At 66.2% G+C, this 17,985-nt stretch carries 2 protein-coding genes (1 of these 2 cut by a window edge); both read right to left on the bottom strand.

From position 1 onward, the window contains the following. Positions 1–16,288: the start of an alpha/beta fold hydrolase gene (locus tag GVY39_RS08970; protein WP_159922281.1), read on the bottom strand. Its footprint begins 26,963 nt before the window's first position; 16,288 of the gene's 43,251 nt are visible here — the first part of the coding sequence; its start codon is at positions 16,286–16,288; the stop codon falls past the left edge of the window. Continuing rightward, the gene (locus tag GVY39_RS08965; protein ID WP_159922283.1) at positions 16,288–17,985 is read right to left on the bottom strand and encodes a WXG100 family type VII secretion target; all 1,698 of its coding nucleotides are present in this window, start codon (positions 17,983–17,985) and stop codon (positions 16,288–16,290) included. The genes GVY39_RS08970 and GVY39_RS08965 overlap by 1 nt, the downstream gene beginning before the upstream one ends.

Here is a 17,985-nt window from a genome sequence, read left to right as displayed (position 1 = left end):
GCTGTAACACAGTCGATTTGAGTATGACGTCCACGTCGCCGTGGTCTTTGGCGATATCGCCTTCGTGAGCCCACGATCCCTGGGTCGTACGAACACGGGCATATACCGGCCGTAGTGTCGCCGCCAGGTCGTGTGCGTATCCGAACAGCTTCTGTTCGATCTCCGCCCTACGCGCCAACTGCGCTCGCCCCAGAAGGCTTTTAGCCGCGGTCTCGAAAATGGTTTTGAATCTGCCGCTCTCGAGAATGCGCACCAGAGTGATGGCCCTGGTGCGAATAACGATCTCCCCGCTGAATGCCTGCCTCAGCTCCTCGGTCATCGACACACGCAGCTGCTCCGGTGTCATTCCCAGCTCCGCCGCCAACGCCGCGGCCCTGCGTTCATTGCCGACGTAACGTTCGAGGTAAGCACGCTCCCCGTCATCCGGGATGCGCCGTTCAGCCTCTGCCCGGAGTTCGGGCGCATGCGGGTCATCGGCCTGCTCCGCGTCGAGTATCCGATGGAACAGCTCCACCGCCTCATCGCTCGGCCTGCGGAAATCCGGAACCTGGCCGGCAGCGGCAGGCGACGTCCGGCCCTGTGCCGCAGGGGTGACTGCGTGGTCGGGCGTGTGCCGCTGATTGGGCGATGACGTCAGCGTTGCTTCCGCTGACTGCGTGGCCGACGGGGCAGCGTGGTCCGAGTTCTCCGGCGCGGCCTGCTCGCTGCCCGGTGTAGCCGTGCGAGGCGCAGCACCCGGCGTAGGCTCAGCTTTCTCGCCGGCCTTGTCCGGCCACAATGGTCGTCGCACAGGCGGATCGTCGCTTCCCGCGTGTGCGGAGCCTTCGGTCCCATGGCCGGAAGCGGTGGGTGACGGTTCGCCCGCATCGGGCGGGGTAGGTGGTACGGCTTGCCCGTAGGGTCGGCCCAGCCGATCGTTCTCGTCGTGATGGAAGACGCGGGGGTCGGGTCCGGCTCGGCGTCCGATGCGCTGGTTTCGGGCGGGGGTATCGAGGGCCGCGTGCGGGTCGACGTCGTCGTAGAAATGCGGTTGCTCGCGTGGAGATGGCGTCGCACCTCCTCCGACTTGCCGACCAGGCGTGGGAATGTCGCTGCCGTCGGGCTGGTCGGGTTCGGTCGCTTCCGTGACTGGTTTGGTGAACAGCACCCGGACGTGGGAATAGTCACCGAGAGAGCCGACCAGTCCTTCGAACGAGACATGGGTGAACCCGTAACGGACGGCGATCTTTCCGGTGAAGGTACCCCGGGCCGCGTCCTCCGGGGACGACCACAGATCCTGGATCAGCGCGTTGAACGTGTCGAGATTGTCGCGTTCCCCGAGACCGACTTCCCAGGCTCCCCGGATTCCTCGCACGTGATGGCCGATCTCGTCCATCATCTGGTCGAACATCACCGACCCGCTCGGCGTGCGTTCGGTTGCGTAGACGTTGGCTTCCAGTACTCCGTCACGATCGACCTCTCCCGCGATTCCCTCGGGAGGGTGGAATTCATCGATGGGCGTGTTCAAGCCGTATCTGTTGACGTACCTGTCCAGGGGGGCATGCCGGGCAGCCTGGCGCATCTGCTCGATGACCTGGTCATGGAAAGTGCCGGCACCTCCGCTCAGCAAAGCGAACTGCTGCTGATAGACCTCGATCTCCCGCTGTGTCAGGCCGTCGGCGTCGAACACGGCAGCACCGCGGCCGTCGAAGACCAACCGTTCGGAGATCTGGTCGAGCACTTGCCGTAGGTTCGAGTTCTCTCGGCGGCCCGATTCGCCATCGTCTTGATGCCGTGCGCCCGGGCCATCGGGCCGACCCAGCGGATCGTCTTCGTGGTGATGGAAGTCTTGGGAGGCGGAGTGTGCCGACCCGCGCTCTGGAGTGGGCGCAGCGTCGAGACGCGGCGGTGTCGCGGCGCGGTCGTCGTGGAAGACATCGGGTGCGTTCACCTGTGGCGGCACGAGGCGAGGCTCAGCTGCGCTGTCCTGCGCGGATGCGGAGGGCGTGGTGGGGTGGGGGACTTGCTGTGGCTGGTCATCCGCCCCGGCTGCTTGCCTGCGTTGCTCGAGGTCGGTGATTATGGCGTCGACGAATTCATCGAGCGGCAGCGTTCGATCGTCGCGTCCGGTCAGGTTCAGCTGACTCAGCCCGCTCCGGAAGTCCTGGTCCCAGAACGGGTAGATATTGAGTTCCACCACGGAGTCGCCGGAGCGGTACAAGGTCGGTTCGGCCAGGACATTGCGGAGCGACGCGTGCAGTCGCCCGCGGTTGATTCGCGCCCGATGACGCAACCCGCGGTCGATATCGTCCTGTGCGACATCAGCCGGGGCACCGAGATGGTTGTGCGGCGCGAGTGCTTTGGCGATCTTGGGGATGTCGCGGAACCGCACTGCGATAGCCAGCTCCCCAGGCACATTCAGGCGCACGTGACGTACCGGTGCGATGATCTCGGCCAGCCACTGCGGCAGCTCGTGAGCTTCCCGCAATTCGAAGGTCGAATCAGCCACTGTCACGCGGAGAAGGCGCTCGCCCGGGTTGCCGCTCTCCTCCAGTGCTACCCGAACGCTGCCGCCATCGCTGTCCTCGAGGGCGGTCACCACGCGCTCAGCGAGTTCCAACCCCAAGTCGTCGATCGTGTCGGCGGGCCAGTCGAACAGCAGCTCACTCAGCTGATCCCAGGCATGCGAGCCCGCACGCATGCGTGCCAGCTCGCTCCGGGGGTCAGGACCTTGCGCGCGCACCGTGAACTGTGTGTTGTGGGCGGGCGGGCCGGTAGTGGTGTCTTCGCGGGGGACTGGTTGCTGGTTCGCTCCGGTGAGCCCGGATGTGGTCGCGGCGCTCTCCGAGTTCGAGTTGTCGGCGGGTTCCTCGGGCTCGCCCATACCCGAGAGCTGGCCGGTGACGGGATTCTTGTAGTTGACTACGCCCCAATCGAGTCCGTCGGGTCCGAGGATGCCGGTCAATGTGCGGTGACGCCTGCGGGCGGGCCGCTCGGGGGCGAAGGGATCGACGGCTTGGAAGGACACCACCGGGCCGGGGGACGGACTGCCGCCTCCAGGACGCTTTTGTTGCGCGGGGTGGCTCGAGGGGGCGTCGGTGTTCGGCGCCGGAGGGGGAACCAGCACGCCGTTCTCGTCGTAGAGCGCGACCCAGACTTTGCGGACGACCGAATCGTATTGCGCGGCACCCGTGGAGCGGTCGATCGGCTTCATGCGGGCTATCGGGGGGCTGATTTCGATGACCGGGCCGCCGCTGTCCTTGGTGAACACCACCACGTTGTCGGTATTGACGTTCGACAGCGTTCGCACGATCGCTGTCGCTTTGGCGGGCATCTGGTCGATGAGGTCGAAAGCTCCGGTCAGGGAGGAGAACTCATGCAGGTTGTCGTCACCTACCGCCCGCGTGAGATCTCCCCGGGAATGGATGAGAGCCGTTCGCACACCGGTGGGTATGGGGACCACCTCGCGTCCGTAGCGGTCGTTGACCACCTGAAAAGCCAGTCGCGCTTCCTCCGGCTGCATGATCGACGACTGGAGGCGCGCATCAGGCGGCGTCCCCAGCAGCGCGGCCGGATCGGTGTGTCCGGGGGCCAGCGCCCGGCCGGCGCGTTCGACTTCGGTACGCAGCTCGTCGCGCCGGCGAGTCAGCTCGGCCGCGGTGGCTGGGGAGAGACCCGGTGCGGCCAACTGGTGTTCCAAGGTGAACATGCCCAGTGCGAGCGTCAGCCAATCGTGGGCCAGTGCGTCGCGTCGAGCGATATCGGCGGCCGAGCGCTCATGCTCGGGTGTTCCGGGCTGGAGTTCCCCTAGCTGGATATACGCGGCCAGACGTTCTCGCGGCACGTCGGTTTGCGGTGGGCCTTCCCGAGCAGCGAGGTCGGCTGATAATTCGCTGCCCTGAGCAGCCGCGGGCCCGGGACGATCCGCGATCTCGTAATGCTCGCCGACATCGGTTCCGCGTTTCGCCATGCGCTGCTCGGCATCGGACGCTTCGGGATCATGTGCGGCGAGTGGCTCGCCACTTTCGGTCGCAATGGGTAGGGAATTCGCGGTACCAGGGTTCTGGAAAGGGCTGTCGATCAGCACGGCTGTGACGTTGTCGTGCTCTTCCGCATCGATGGCGTGCTGCACGAACGCTCTCGCCGCACCGAGCAGATTGCCCGACGATTCCGCCAGCTTCTGGCGGAGCGTGTCGGCGATCCTCTGCTCGGGACTGTCCGCGCTCGACTCGTCTTCGTAGTAGATGTTCACCGCGCCGTCCGAGAACAGTGCTACGAATCCGTGCTCGGTGACGTCATGGACAAGGGGATTCAGCTCGCCCGATTCGGTGTCCTTACCGAGGTAGTCCCGCAGGCTCGAGGCCAGCCAGGAGTGTCTGAGCTCGTCGACACTCATACCGAGGCTCTCGGCCAATTCGACCATTGCCGGGTCGACCTCGGTCAACGGGATCGCGGGGCCGCCGTCGCGAGGAATCCAGAATGCGGGTGAATCACCGCGGGATAGTGTGATGAGCTTTGCCGAAGTGGCGATGGTGAGCACCAGCGTGGTGGCCGGCGGTACTTCGGAATCAGCGTATTTCGTCGATATCAACTCGTGAACGGCACGCTCGGCGGCCTCGAACGCTCTCTTCGCGGTTGCCTCGGGGTCCGGCCTTTCACCGCGTGCGACACGGGCTGCCTCCGTATGCAGGACTGCCGTGGCCGCTTGGGTGGCCGCCTCCGAGGCCTCTTCGCTGTGCCCTTGAGTGGACACACCGTCGGCAACTGCCGCCGCGGTCCACTGCTCGTCGCCGACTCGGGCTGTCGTGAGCCCGAAGGAATCCTCGTTCCCGTCGTGCCGCTCACCGACCCGCCCGCCCCGGTCGGTCACACCGGCTGCCGAGATCAGATCGACTTCGTGATGGTCCCGCCACGCGAACGAGCCCGCAGGCAGCCAGGGATGGTCGGGATCCACGTCGGCCGCGGCCAGTGTGGTGAGTGCCTGCTGCCGGAATGCGGCGAAATCGCCGTCGGCTTCCAGAGTCGATCGAAGCGCGACGAAGATGGCTTGCGAGCGCACCTCGCCGAAGCTCAGCGGATAAACCGGTTCCGCACCGAGGCTCACGCCGGGCAGCACCTGAAAAGTCATCGCCGGTACGGACCACAGGAATGAGTCAGGATGGGCTTGCTGATAATCACGCAGCCAGTTGAGGACCCGTACGGCATCCGCCAGGGTGTTCACGTTGGTGACGATGCCGTCATTCCTGGGTACAACCGGTCCGGCGATCTTCGCGCTGCGGACACCGGGGAACCGATCCGGTTGGTCGATGACCTCCCGCACGAACTCGCGCATCAGATCGGGCGCGGTGTCCGGAGCCGGATGAATATAGACGCGGAAGCCGCGCATCCGCGGTTCGCTGGGGCGGGAGAATCTCAGAAAGGGAAGTGCGGCAGGATCTCCGGTCACGGCAGCCAGGTCGCCGAGGCGCACCTCGAGCTCGCCGGCAGAAGTTTGCGAGTAGGCGATCCTGTTCTCCGGAGAGCGATGTTCGAGGATTTCCACCAGCTCGCGGAGATAGGAGACGGGATCAGAGGTGGAAACACCTTCCCCGTAGCCGATCTGTATGGAGTAGATCTGGAACGGCGTACCGATCTCCGCTCGCCTCTCCCATGCTTTGCGCAGCAGGATTTCCAAACTCTCGCGGGAACGGTCTGGTGCGCTCGTCCCACTCCGCTGGAAGGACAGTTCGCGCAACGCGACGATGTCGTCGAACGAGGCGTTCGGAAACATCTGCCGGAGTGCATCGAGTAGCTGCGGGGTGTCGAGAGCTACTTCGCTTCCCGCCTGCGGCGCCACGACCGGTCCGGGTACCGGTACTTCGGATGCCGTCCCCGGCTTCGGCTGTGCAGGAGCCGACCGGGGGGGCGCGTCGTCCGGCGCGCTCGGGAACAGGGCATGCGTCAGCGAGCGAACACGCTCGTCGGCAGTGCGGAAACGGTCAACCGCTGCCCTGACCAGGTCTTCTCGTCCACGCACGTAGGCGTTCCGGACGCTCGTCGCATCGGCATCGCTCGCGTTCTCGAATGCCACCCACTCCGTCGCCGCGTGGAAGTGGAAGACCAGGTTCCGCAGGCGATCCTGGGCGATCTCCGCATCCGGGTCGTCCGCTGTCCTCAGCAGTTCGTCGACTAGGCGGAACATACCGCTGAGCTTCTGATATCTCGCTATCTGCGCCGGTGTCGCTGTACGCGGATCCACCCTCGCGGCATCGCGTGCCGTCTGGAGGTGCGCCTGCAACGTCCGCAGCAGACCGATGTCGACAGTCTCCAGCAGACCCCGGTCTCCAGCGTTCGTCGGTGCGCTGGCCGGGGTCGAGTCCAACCTCGCCGCGAGCTGATCGACCCGGCTGTCGGCTTCGGCGAACCGCTGTCCGGCTTCGGCGACCCGCTGGCTGCGGTCGCGAAGGTCGAAAACCTGTTGCACTCCGCCTGAAGAAAGGTGGTTCGCGGTGGTGAGATTGTTCGCGTCCGTCAATGCCGCCAGTCGCTCCATCACCGCGTGGTAGAGCTGTACCAGTGTCTGGAAATGCGTCGGCGAGACCTGGACGTTCGGTTGACCCATCGCGGCGCGCAGCTCGTAGAGCCCGGCAAGCATCTGTTCGATCCGCTCGACCGGCTCCACCTCCGTGGGCACGCCCACCGCCGCGGCTTCGCGTTCCGCCTGGACCCCCTCGATCACCAACTCCAGTTGGTCGGTATCGACGGCGGCACGCAGTCGGGCGAGGGCATCGAGGCCGCCGTCCGCATCCTGACCCGACGTGCCTCGACCAACGCCTGGTACATCACCGGGCGGTGTGTGAAAGACCAGTGGTCCCTCGATTGGCAATCTCTTCGCATAGGGAGCTACGGCCATTGCACCGTCACCCCGCGCTACGCGCCCCGGGGGCGCATCCAACGCGTCGTCCGGGGTACCCGGATACTGCTTCGGCGCAGCCTGCGGCTCGACCGATGCGTCGGGATCCGTCGGCGCTACAGTGCGCCCGGGTTCCGGATTCCCTGCCGCTTGGTTCTCACCGAGACCGGTCACGCCATTCGCTGGGGAGTCTTCAGCCGTGGCCGCGATGTCATGTGGCGGTTCTGTCCGTGGAGGTACCTGCGACACCTGGCCGGATCGTGTATCCGAAGGGAGCTGGGGAGCCGCCGGAGAGGCGCCCGGTGCTCCGGGATCGGTCTGGGCGGTCCCCGGTGGGATGTTCCGTCGCACCTCGAACCAGATCGTCTTGCCCCCGGTGCGGGCCAGGTCTACGCCCCACGCGGTGGCCATGTCGTCCAGCAGCCCGTAGCCGCGGCCGCGCATGCCCGGTTCTCGCTGACCCGCCATCAGTGCGTCCAAATCGATGGCCTTCAGGAAGTCGTCCACCTCGAATTCGGCCGCCGCCTCGTCAGGGCTGCTTTGTGAGGTGTCCTCCAGTGCGGCGAAGTTGCTCTCCGGCTGCCACTTCGGCAGACCTCGGCTCTGGTCGGCGACCTCTACTCGCAACACATCGTCGAACAACCAGTACCGGACCTCGGCGTCCCCTGCTTCGTGCACGTGCACATTGGTGACCAGCTCGGTGACCGAAAGCTCCACGTCTTCGATCTGGTCGGTGTCCTCCCACCCCGCGCCGGTCAGCACCTCGCGGACGGCATGGCGCGAGGTCCCGACTCCGCGTGGCACCGATTCGCTCGCGAAGTTCAGCTTCACGATCGGGTCGGTCAGCACATTCGACGGGTCATGCTGCCCGGGAGATTCGAAAAGCTTGAACCACCTCTTCCTTCTTCCTCCGTGTCCGCTGCGGGCGTGCTGCCCGAAGTGACTCAACTCGTAGCCCCAAGCCGCGGCGTTCGCGTCGAGCAACGCTGTGAGCCGGCCCGCGTCCGTCGATGCGCCGGGTGCGTCGCGCACGGGCAGCGCTGGTTCGGACGCCACGTCGAACGACGGGTCGAATTCCTCGATCACCTCGACCACTACCCACCGGTTGCCGCGATCTCCGAAAGCACCGTGCCGCACCTGTGTACGCCCATGAGTCGACGACAGCAGGGCGGCCAACATCGCTTCGGCGGCATCGATGTGTCCGTCCGGGAAATCGGAGAGAGATGCACGGATGGGGGCGAACCGGCCCTCTAGCGGATCATCGTGAGAGCTGTTGTCCCGTCCCGGCCCGCGATCGCCGGTGGGTTCGGCGGAGGGCCCCGGCTGCTCGGCGTCCGGGCGCGAGGCGTCAGTGGGGTCACCATCCCGCTCGGCGACGTAGACCTGCCGGATGCTTTCGGTGGCCCTCGCTATCAGGTCCTGAGCCGATTCTTGCCCGATATCCAGTCGCGTGCACATCTCGGCCAGCGAGATGTCCTGTATGAGGTAGAGCAGCACGGCGCGCCGCGCTGCCTCGGACAGATCGGGCAGGGCTTGTCTCAGCTTCACCGCGAAGTCCTCGTCTAAGAGTTCTTCTTCCGAAGAGGAGCGGGTGCCGTCGGGTGCCACGACGTCGACCGGGAAAGTATTGTCACTCCCGTCTGGCTCGGATTCGGCGGTGCTGTGATTCGAATGCTCCAGGAATACCGGTTTGCGCAGCTGGATCCACTGTTTCGCCTTCTTGACGGTGGCGAGATCCAATCCGAGAGCCGCACCGATCTCGGCGTCATCCGGTTCGGCCGATCCAGGGACATCGGTTCGATTCCTGATGTACGTATCCACGGTGTAGATCAGCTCGAAATCCTTCGAACCGAAGTTCGGATACATCTGCTTGTAGTAGTTGAGCTTCATGGCCCAGCGGGCATTCGCCATGGCGGCCCGGGGAAATTCGCCAGGCGGAACAAAGGTACTGGTGGCCGTCGCGATGGCCTCGATGGCTCGATGGACGAGATCTTGGTACTCTTCTCCCGGCACTGTCCAGAACCGAGGCGCTGCCTCCGCAATCCAGAGATATTTTTCCAGAAGCCGGCTTCGAATTTCCCGCTCCTCGGGAGACTCTGGCCGAGTTGCTATCAGATCCCAGAGCAGGCGAGTATCCTCTTCGTCTCCGATTCCCACGTCCTGGCGGGCGTAGAATTTCTGCAAGGCCTTCACCAGGGTGTCGTTGGTGAAAGGTTCTCCCGGCAGTTGTTCATCCAGATTTTCGAGGAGGTCCCGCAGTTGCCGGAGAGCCACCACGCTCGGTGTGGTTCGCCTCTCTCGTAGTGCGACCGTGTTCTTCGTTACTCCGATTAGCGAGGCGAAATCCGACCGGCTCATTCCGTAGTAAAGACGTACTGCGGTCAGCCAATCATGAACTGTCGAGAAAAAGGCCGGGTCGGGGACGGTCTCACCTGCCGGGTCCATCCGGTAGGTGAGACCCCACGCCTCGCCCAGATCATTCCATCGGTCGATCCCGCCCCCGCGCAGAACATCACGGTACATTCGCAGAATCGTCAATTCGTCGATCTCTGCACCCTTTTTGAGACGCCCGATCTGTACTCGTGTCAGTCCGAAAACGCGCGCAGCGTCCGAGTCCTTCATCTGGTTGACTCGGAGGAAGTACCGGACATACTCGCCGAAGGATGCGACGGCGCGTGGATCGGGCAATGCCGGGGTGGCTCTGGGGAGATATGTAAAGCACTCCACAAGTTCGTCATAGGTGGCGTTGTGCGAGAACGGCGAGGCTTCGGTAACTATTCGAACCGCTGTTGCCGGGGGCCAGATATCTCCTATTTCCCATTTCTTGACGGTGCCGCTCGACTTGCCTACCGCAGCAGCCAAGTCCTCTTCCTCCAGCCCGGATTCGGTGCGCAGGGATCGAATGTATTTCCCGATATCAGAATAACCTTCGGGATATGCGGCAGCGCCGTTGTCGGTGAGTAGCTCCGGATAATAGGACGACGCATCCGTGTACATTCTCCGGGCGTACGGCACCCGACGGAGCAAGGCTCTGATCTGCTCGAGTTCGAGGTCCCGAGTCCCCTGCTCGATTGCCTCCCACGTGCCATGCGCCGCGCCTACCAGTGCGTCCATCTCCGCTGGTGCAACCCCGAGATATCGGCGCATTTCGGACAGCCACGCCGTTTTGTCGCCGTCGCCCGGCCATGGAAGCTGCCCGATCGGCTCCGCCGCGTGACTACTCGCCTCGATCCCCGCTCGTGTCAGCCATCGCCGCACCTGATCGAGCTCGAGGCGGTGCATTTCGACATACTCCGCCAGGCTTTGACGAGGCAACCCTGATCGATCGGCCAGCCGCCCTCGATACCAGTCGAGGAAGCGCTGTTCTTCGGGAGCCTGCCGCGGCTGCTCGATGTCAGCGGATGCGTGCTGTGTGACAGCCGTCCCGGCATCGGAGACGGAGGTGGGCGCGGGGGAGTCGTCCGCACGGGGCGACGGCTCCGCAGCATCCTGCCGCGGGGAGATGGGCGGCTGGAAACCGATAGGCGGCGGGTGTTGTGGTTGCCGGGCGCTTCGGTCGGTGGGTGTGGCGGGTGGTCCGCGTGTGGTCGGGCCTGCGGTGGGATCGGTGGGTGAATGGGTGTGCTGGTGTAGCAGGGCAGCGAATTCCTGAAGCGGGTCGACGAGGGCGCGGAGGCCGTCTTCTGCCTGGTTGAGCGCTGCCTCGGTTTCGGAAGTCGGTTGGGTCTGATGCTCGGCGGCGGCTTGGGTGTACTGGACGACGACGGTCTGTACGAGCGGATGAGGGGACAGGGCGTAGAGGTCGTCCTCGGGTGAGGTGTAGTAGCGGGCGCTGCCCGGGTCGCCGTTGCGGGCCGAGCGGTTCTCGGCCTGGATGTCGATGTCGCGGGAGCGGGCGGAGCGGCCCGTGACGATGACGTGCAGGCCGCCGAGTTCGCGGATGGCGTCGGAGATCGGGATGTCGACGCCGCGAGCGCCTTGCATGTTGATGACGAGCACTTTGCCGTGTTCGCCCGCGTGATCGAAGATCGCTTGCAGGTCGGCCTCGGCATCGGTGCCGTGGTCGAGGAACCATTTCGCGTCGACGGCGGTATGTGCGACGTCGAGGTCGTCGAGGAGGGTGGACAGCGGATCGACGAGATCGTTGCGGTCGGCCAGGACCAGTTGCGGTCGGCCGGTCTCCTGCATCGACTTGATGTCGGCGGCGGCGGTCTGCAGTTTCGAAGCCTCGTCCGGGGAGATGCTGTCGTCGTGGACGAAGAGCCGGGATTCGTGGAAACGGTCGATCTTGGCGACCTCGCCCATGCCGTAGCGCTGCTGTAGCTGAGTGGCGGAACCCTCGGCGGTGCCGGAAGCGCCGGTCACGTGATCGTAGTTCTCCTGGCTGAACAGTTGCTGCGCCGTGATGGATTTCGAACTGGCGGGGTCGTTGCGGATTCGCAAGCCGTGTTCGGCCTCGATGGCTTGCGCGAGGCCGCCGTTCCAGCGGCTCTCGGAGGAGGTCTGCGGATCGAAGAGCACTTTGTGGGTGGTCTGGTCGATGATGAACACCCTGTCGTTGTGCACGACGTAATGCACATTCTCCACGTATTCCCACCGTGCTGCGGCGGCCATGGCGATACGGGTCGATTCGGTCTCGGTGGGCGCACGACCGAGCAGTTGCTCCAGCTTTTGCCTGCCGTCCTCGGTCAGCCGCGCCGATCCGCCCCGTTGGCCGGGGGTTCGTCCGAAATCCGCTTCGGTGAGCCGATTGTCGCGCAGTGCCGCGGTGAGGAAATCGCGGGCATCGGTGACCTGGGCGGCAGTGGCGGCGTCGGCGAGTTGGTCGGCGCCGTCGGAGAGGATGTACTGGGTATCGGCGTGTATGAGGGCTTCGTCGATCTCGTCGATCGCCGCACTGCGGCCGGGAACCCAGTTGTCGCGTAGCGCGGCGAAGCCGACGTCCTGCTGGGTGCCGATGTAGATGGTGGGTCGGCCGGGTTCGGGGGGCCGAGGGGCATGGTCGGGGTTCATGCGGACGACATCGATGCCGTATTCGGCCAGGACCGTGACGTATCTGGCTACTTCGCGGTTGGCGAGGTTGTCACGGGTAGTGATGACCTGTACGGCACCGTGTTCGATGGCCTCGCGGATGGCATGGGCGAGGAAGACCAGGGATTTGCCCTCTCCGGCGTCCATATTCACCGGGACTCGACGCATCGCCGTCACGGCGGCGACCTGGGTCCAGCGCAGGATTTTGTCTTCGCCGCGGCGAATCACCTCGATCACCGCTGCCGTGGCGTCGGCGGGGTCCTCGCTGCGGAGCATCTCCGCGAGGGTGGCGGCCGGAATGTTGTTCAGCCGGTCGGCCTCTGGAATATCGGGTCCGGATCGGGCGTAGTAGTCCGCGAGCACCGCTTCCGCGGCCTGACGCATCGCATCGACAACTTGGTCGGCGCCCTGTTCGACCTTTGGGGAGTTGTCGACCGGGGGCTGATCATTTGCGGCATCGCCTAATTGATCGTCGGGAGTTGCCAAGGTGGCATTGTCGACATCCGGCGCGTGCGCGCCGTACGACGGGCCGATCGCGGTTCCGTTCGCGACGGCAACTGCTTGGGCGACCGGGGCGGCAGGACGCCCCACATCCGTGGTGGCGTCCACCGGGTTACCGGACTCGATGGCAATGGGGCTTCCGGTGGAGACCTCGTGCAGGTCGGTGGGCGCGGCCGATTCGGCCGCCGCTGTGTCCGGCATTCCCCCGAGGACGCCGGATTGGATGAAAGCATCATCCGCGACGCGGCGCAACCAACTGCCCACATCCTCCCCCGCGGGGACAGGCCACCGCTGTTGTTCCGCGAACCGGAACACGGTGCCGTTGATTGCCCCTGCGGCCTGCGCCAATTGCTCGTCCTGGTCGGTCGACTGCGACTCGGATACTCCCAATGCCCGGCGCACGTGGTGGAGGGTGTCGAGTCCGTACTGCTCGCGCAGCTCGTTGAACGCTTCCGGATCACCTTGTTGTGCCCGTTGCAGGAGCGAACGCTGATCCGATTGTCGGGCAGGCTTTTCGGGGCTTACATCCGACTGCGGACGTTTACGGTCAGAGCCGTCGCGCGCGGTCGTGGAGGCGCGCTGACCTTCCGCACCGACCGCTCCGGTCGCTGCGGCGCTCTCGCGCTCCCCCAGCTGCTCAGGGACCGGCGGTGTGGAGGGCTGGCCACGCTTGCGCGGCTTCGGCCGCGGATCCGGTTTCGGTGTGGGTGCCGGAGGTTCGGGCGTCGGCTGTGGTGGTGTGGGCGGCGGATCCGGTTCGGGTGAGGGTTGTTTCTTGCGCCGTCGGGGTTTGTCGCCGCCACCCATCTGGGCGATGAGGCGCTTATGCTCCGTCTTTCCACTCGGTTGGGGGGCAGGTTGGAGGTGCGGAACTCCGCCTACGGCGGGTAGACGGCTGGGGTCCTGATGATATTCGAGGGAATGCGGGTTCAGGTGCGGCCCCGCGGGTGTCTGCGGAGCACCAGGGGTCCCGGGGTTCGGTTCGGTGGCATACCGCGATGGCATGGTGAGTGACGCGGGCGGTTTGTCGAGCCCGGCGTCCAGACCGGTTTCCGGTGCGGCGACGTGGCGATCCGACAGGGGGTTGGCGATGTCCGGAGGGCGTGGTGACGCGGAGTCGGGGTTGTCGGGGTTCTGGAAGGCACGGCCCAAGCCGACGGAATCGACAGGCAGCGGACTCAGCGCGGGTGTGCGCGGGATGACAGGTATGGCGTCGGCGGGTGGTTCGTCCTCCAGCGGGTAGGAGACACCGGGAATGGTGACGTGATCTCCCGCCGGCTTTTTCTGGACGCTGTGGTCCCGGGGGTCTTCCCAAACGCTGTGCTCCCGCGGGTCTTTCCAGACGTTGTGGTCGCGGGGGTCGTCCACGACGGTTCCCGGTGGCGTGGGGAACTCCTCTGGATCTGCATCGGGTTCGTCGGCGTCTGGACGGCCGGTCGCGGCGATGGGATCCGGTGGCGTTGCGGCTGGCTGGGGGGTTTCTCCGGGGTTGTTTGTCAGGAATCCTGTGGGTTGAGTCGACGTGCTCGTGTGCGTGGCAGAACTATCCGGTGTGTAACCCGACAGCGCCGCCGGTGCGGCGTAAGGGATGGGGTTCGGCGGGGTTGCGCCAGAGGGTGTTCTGCCCGCCGTAGCTTGCGCGGAAGCGGTAGAAGGGGCTTGCGGTGACCTCGTCTGTCGCGCAGGGTCGCTCGTTTCGGCCCCGCCGCGGCCAGGAGGCTGCGGATGGCCCGGGGACGATGGGGGGTGCGTGGCGGAGTTGTTTGCGCCCGGGGCGGAAGCGGTCGACGCCGATGGTGTGGGGGCGGTATCCGATTTCGACGAGACAGGGGGGGTGCCGGAGCTGTTCGTGTCGGTTCCGGGGCGCGGCGGCGACGGCGTGGCATCCGGAACCGGCCGCGGTGGGTTCGTATGACCGACCGGGTTGTCCGCCTCTGCGGTGGGGCGTGCGGTCGCCGCCGTTGGTGTGACCTCTTGCTTCGGTGTGCTCGGCGGTACTTGGGGATTGCTCGTATCGGGAGTCGGTGATGCCTGCGGCGTGACGTCGACGGCTTGTTTCCGCGCATCCACCGAGGCGGTGGGATCGCTCGAACCCGTCTTGTCCGCGGTCGCCGTGAATTCCGCTGCCATGCGCGCGAATTCCGCGTCGACGTCGAGGAGCGGCTGTTCCTCGGGGGCGGTGGTTCCTTCCTCCAGCGTTTTGCCGGTAGACGGGGGTGTCGTCGCGTCCGGGGCAGTGCCACCGGCCGTCTGCTCCGGCGACACCATGTACAGGCTTCCGTCAGGCCCGTGCTTGATCATGTACGGACTCTCATAAGTACCGCTCCCGTCGGCGAGCACTTCGGCGCCGAACGCGGGCGTGTCCGGTTGGGCGACGGTTCCTTCGGTGATCACCGTGATCCCCCTTTGGTCCGGACGGACCTGAGGATCGCTGATCTGGAACTGACGGGTCTGCATCGGTGTCGCCGAGCCGCCCTCGGGATGTGGGACCACGGCGGACGAGGTACGTGCGACTGCGGTATCTCCCCAGGCGGGGAAGGGGCCGCCGCGTCCAGAAGACGAGGGTGACGAGGGATGCGCTGGCCCTCCCGACGGGTGGTTCGGCGCGTTCCCGGGCAAGGTGGTTCCGCCGCTTCCGTCCGGCAGCTGCCCAGGGCCGTCGCTGTCCAGGAACCGGGCGAGGTCGTTGCGCTCCGACACCGTCGCGTTGTCGAACATATCGCGGAAGATCTGCTCGCCCTCCGCCATCAGCTCGGGAGTCAGGCCGTCCGGCGGCGGCACGGAGCCATCGAACCCGGCCGCGGGCCGCCCCGGTTGCGGCGGGCCTACCTCGCTGGTGGTGGAAATACCTTCAGGACTCGCCGCCAGCGTTTGCGGCGGCTGACCATCTCCGGGCGCGGAGATCCTGGTCAGTGGCCCGGCAGCGTCCGGGGGCAGCGCCGGATTCTCCGACGCGACCCGTTCGGGCGAACCCATGTACGCACCGGTCCGAGCCGCCCGCACCGATGCCCCGAGCGACCCGACGAGGCCGGAGCCGAACCCCGTCCACACCATGGTGGCCAGGTCCTTGCCGCGCAGTTCGCCCTCTGTCAAAGCGAATGCGGTCAGGCCGCCCGCCAGACCACCGGCCATACCACCCACGCCGCCCGCGGCCACGGTGCCGAGCACCCGGCCGCCCACTCGCATCACCGCGGGCGCGACGCGACGACCGACCTCGACACCGACCAATCCACCGACGGCGCCTGCTGCCGCCCCGATCTTGACCTGCTGCCAATCCACCACCTGCCGGTGGCCTTGCGCCATCTGAACACGCTGCGCGACATAGGGAACCCCACCACCGACGGCCGTCCCGAAGAACACACCTTTCGTGGCGAGCGCCAGCCGTGGATGCTCCGCGACGAACCGCGCGGCCTTTCCCAGCATGGCCAGCACCAAGTCGCGCTTGGCGAGTTCCATCCCCGCTCTCGCCTCGGCGCGATCGGCGATCGCCTTCACGATGCTGCCGGGCGGAGGCATCGCCATATCGATGATCACCTGGGCCAGCAGCGCTCCCGCGATGCCGATGATGACGTACTGCTGGTACTCGATGGCCGTGGCGTTGTCGTACAACTGCTTGGCCATGGTGTTGTTGAACTCGATCTGCGACTGGGTGTGGGCGATGATCTTGCGGTACTGCTCTTGGATCGCCGCGCCGGTCTCCCCTTCGACCGCCCTGTCCAACCGCTCCGCCGCCGCCCGGGTCCGCTGCAGCACCACCACGAGCGTGTTCGCCGAGTCCGACCAGGCGTCCCCGTCGCGCCGCATTGCCTCCGGGTCCCCCTCCGGAAAGTGACCCAGCACCATGGTGGTCAGCCACTCGGGAAAATAGTCCGGGATCTGTACCACTAGCCGCTCGATCGCCCGCGTGCGTGCTCGATGAGCAATCGGTGCAGCACTTTCGCCGGTGCGCACGCTTTGTCGCCACGTAATTCGACCTCGGTGAACGCTTCCACCACCGCCGTCAGCGGATCGAAAAGGCCGTCTGGGAAGCAGGCCCGGATCAATTGGGCGCGCCACTGGCGGTACCCGCGCACGACCTCCGCCAAAGTGTCGCCGCGGTCCCACGGACCGCTGATGCGCCGGTACTCCATGACCAACGACCGGTGCGCCGACTGCCGGACATGGGGACCAGCGCCCGCTTCGAGTATCCGGCCGAGATCGCGCACGACGGTCGCATACATCGGCCGATCCTCCGACCCGGCCACACGCTCGCCCGACCGAATTGCGGCGCCGACCTTCTCGGCCAGCAGCACGGGACTGGCCGCTGCCACGCGGTCGAGCAGGATCCATCCGCCGGGGACCGGCTCTTCCCCCTCAACGATCTCGCGATCCCAGACCACGCGGGACACGGCGCTATCCGGCAGATCGGTGATCTCGATTCCGGCCGGCTGGACGAACGGGTATTTGCCGAGGATGGTGTCGACGGCAGCCGCGATCTCCTCGACCGTGGGCTTCGCTACGCCGGAGGTACCGAATCCGGCGATCCGCAGCTTACGGCGGGCCGCGAGCGCGTCGGCGGCGGCCACGGCATCGGGGTCGGTCCGCACGCGGGAGCGCTTCGCTCGCGTCGAGGTCGGCTTCGGCTTGCGCTGTTTGCCTTCCTTGCCGGATTTCGCCGGTTTCGCCGCGTCGGACTGGGGACCCCGGCGGTGCGGAGGGGGGACCTGGCCGGGTGTGGAGCCGCCGCGCGACCACGGCGTGCCGGGGGTGTTTCGCAGCCAAGGTGAATCGGCGGGTGGCCGCGACCATCGGTTCTCCGGCGGGCGGCGCACGGCTGCCTGGTCGGGTGCCCCTGGTTTGGGGGTCGCTGTCGCGGCGGGTGGGTTGGCCGGGGGTGGCGTCGCGGCAGGACGTGCGGCAGCAGGAGGTGCGGAAGCGGTGGGTGCCGTCGGTGTCCGGGCGCTCGGGGCGGGGTTCGGAGCGCTCTGCGTCGGCCGGTCGGGGAACGATGGTGTGGGTGTGGAGTTGGAAAATGGTTGCTGGCCGGCACTGTTGTTCGGGCCGTACTCGCCGGGGTACGGCTGCTCCGGCATCACCGGGTTGCTGCCCGGCTGGGAACCGGACTGGTTCGATGTCTGGACGGCGTCGGGGTCGGGAGTCCGGCCGGGTGCGGCGGTGCGGGGGGCGGAATCCTGGCCGATGACATCCGGCGCGACGACGGGCTGGGTCGCCGGGCTCTGCCACAGCGGTTGGTCATAGGAGGGGCTGATAACCGGGACGGAGGAGAACGGGTCCTGCTCGCGGAGTTGCGAGCCGAAGTTCTGGTCCTGATCCTGCAGGTTGTGGCCGGCGTCCGCGACGCTGCTACTCATTCCGCGCAGATTGTGGACCAGGTTCTCGAATCCGGTGATTCCCTTCTCGGCCGCGGGTTCGTAGCTGTCACCGAAGACCCGGCCCGGCTCGTCCTGGCCCCAGCACTTGCCCTCGCTCGCCAGTCTTTCCTTCAGGCGCGCGAGTTCCTGCTGTGCCGTTTCGGCGATGGCGGCGAGTTCCGGGGTCAGGGCTCGCAGCAGGTCCGCATCCACCCGCAACGATTGAGCCAT

This window comes from Nocardia sp. CY15 (assembly GCF_009829295.1).
In the GTDB taxonomy this organism is placed as follows: domain Bacteria; phylum Actinomycetota; class Actinomycetes; order Mycobacteriales; family Mycobacteriaceae; genus Nocardia; species Nocardia sputi.
This window is presented reverse-complemented; position numbering and strand designations above follow the sequence as displayed.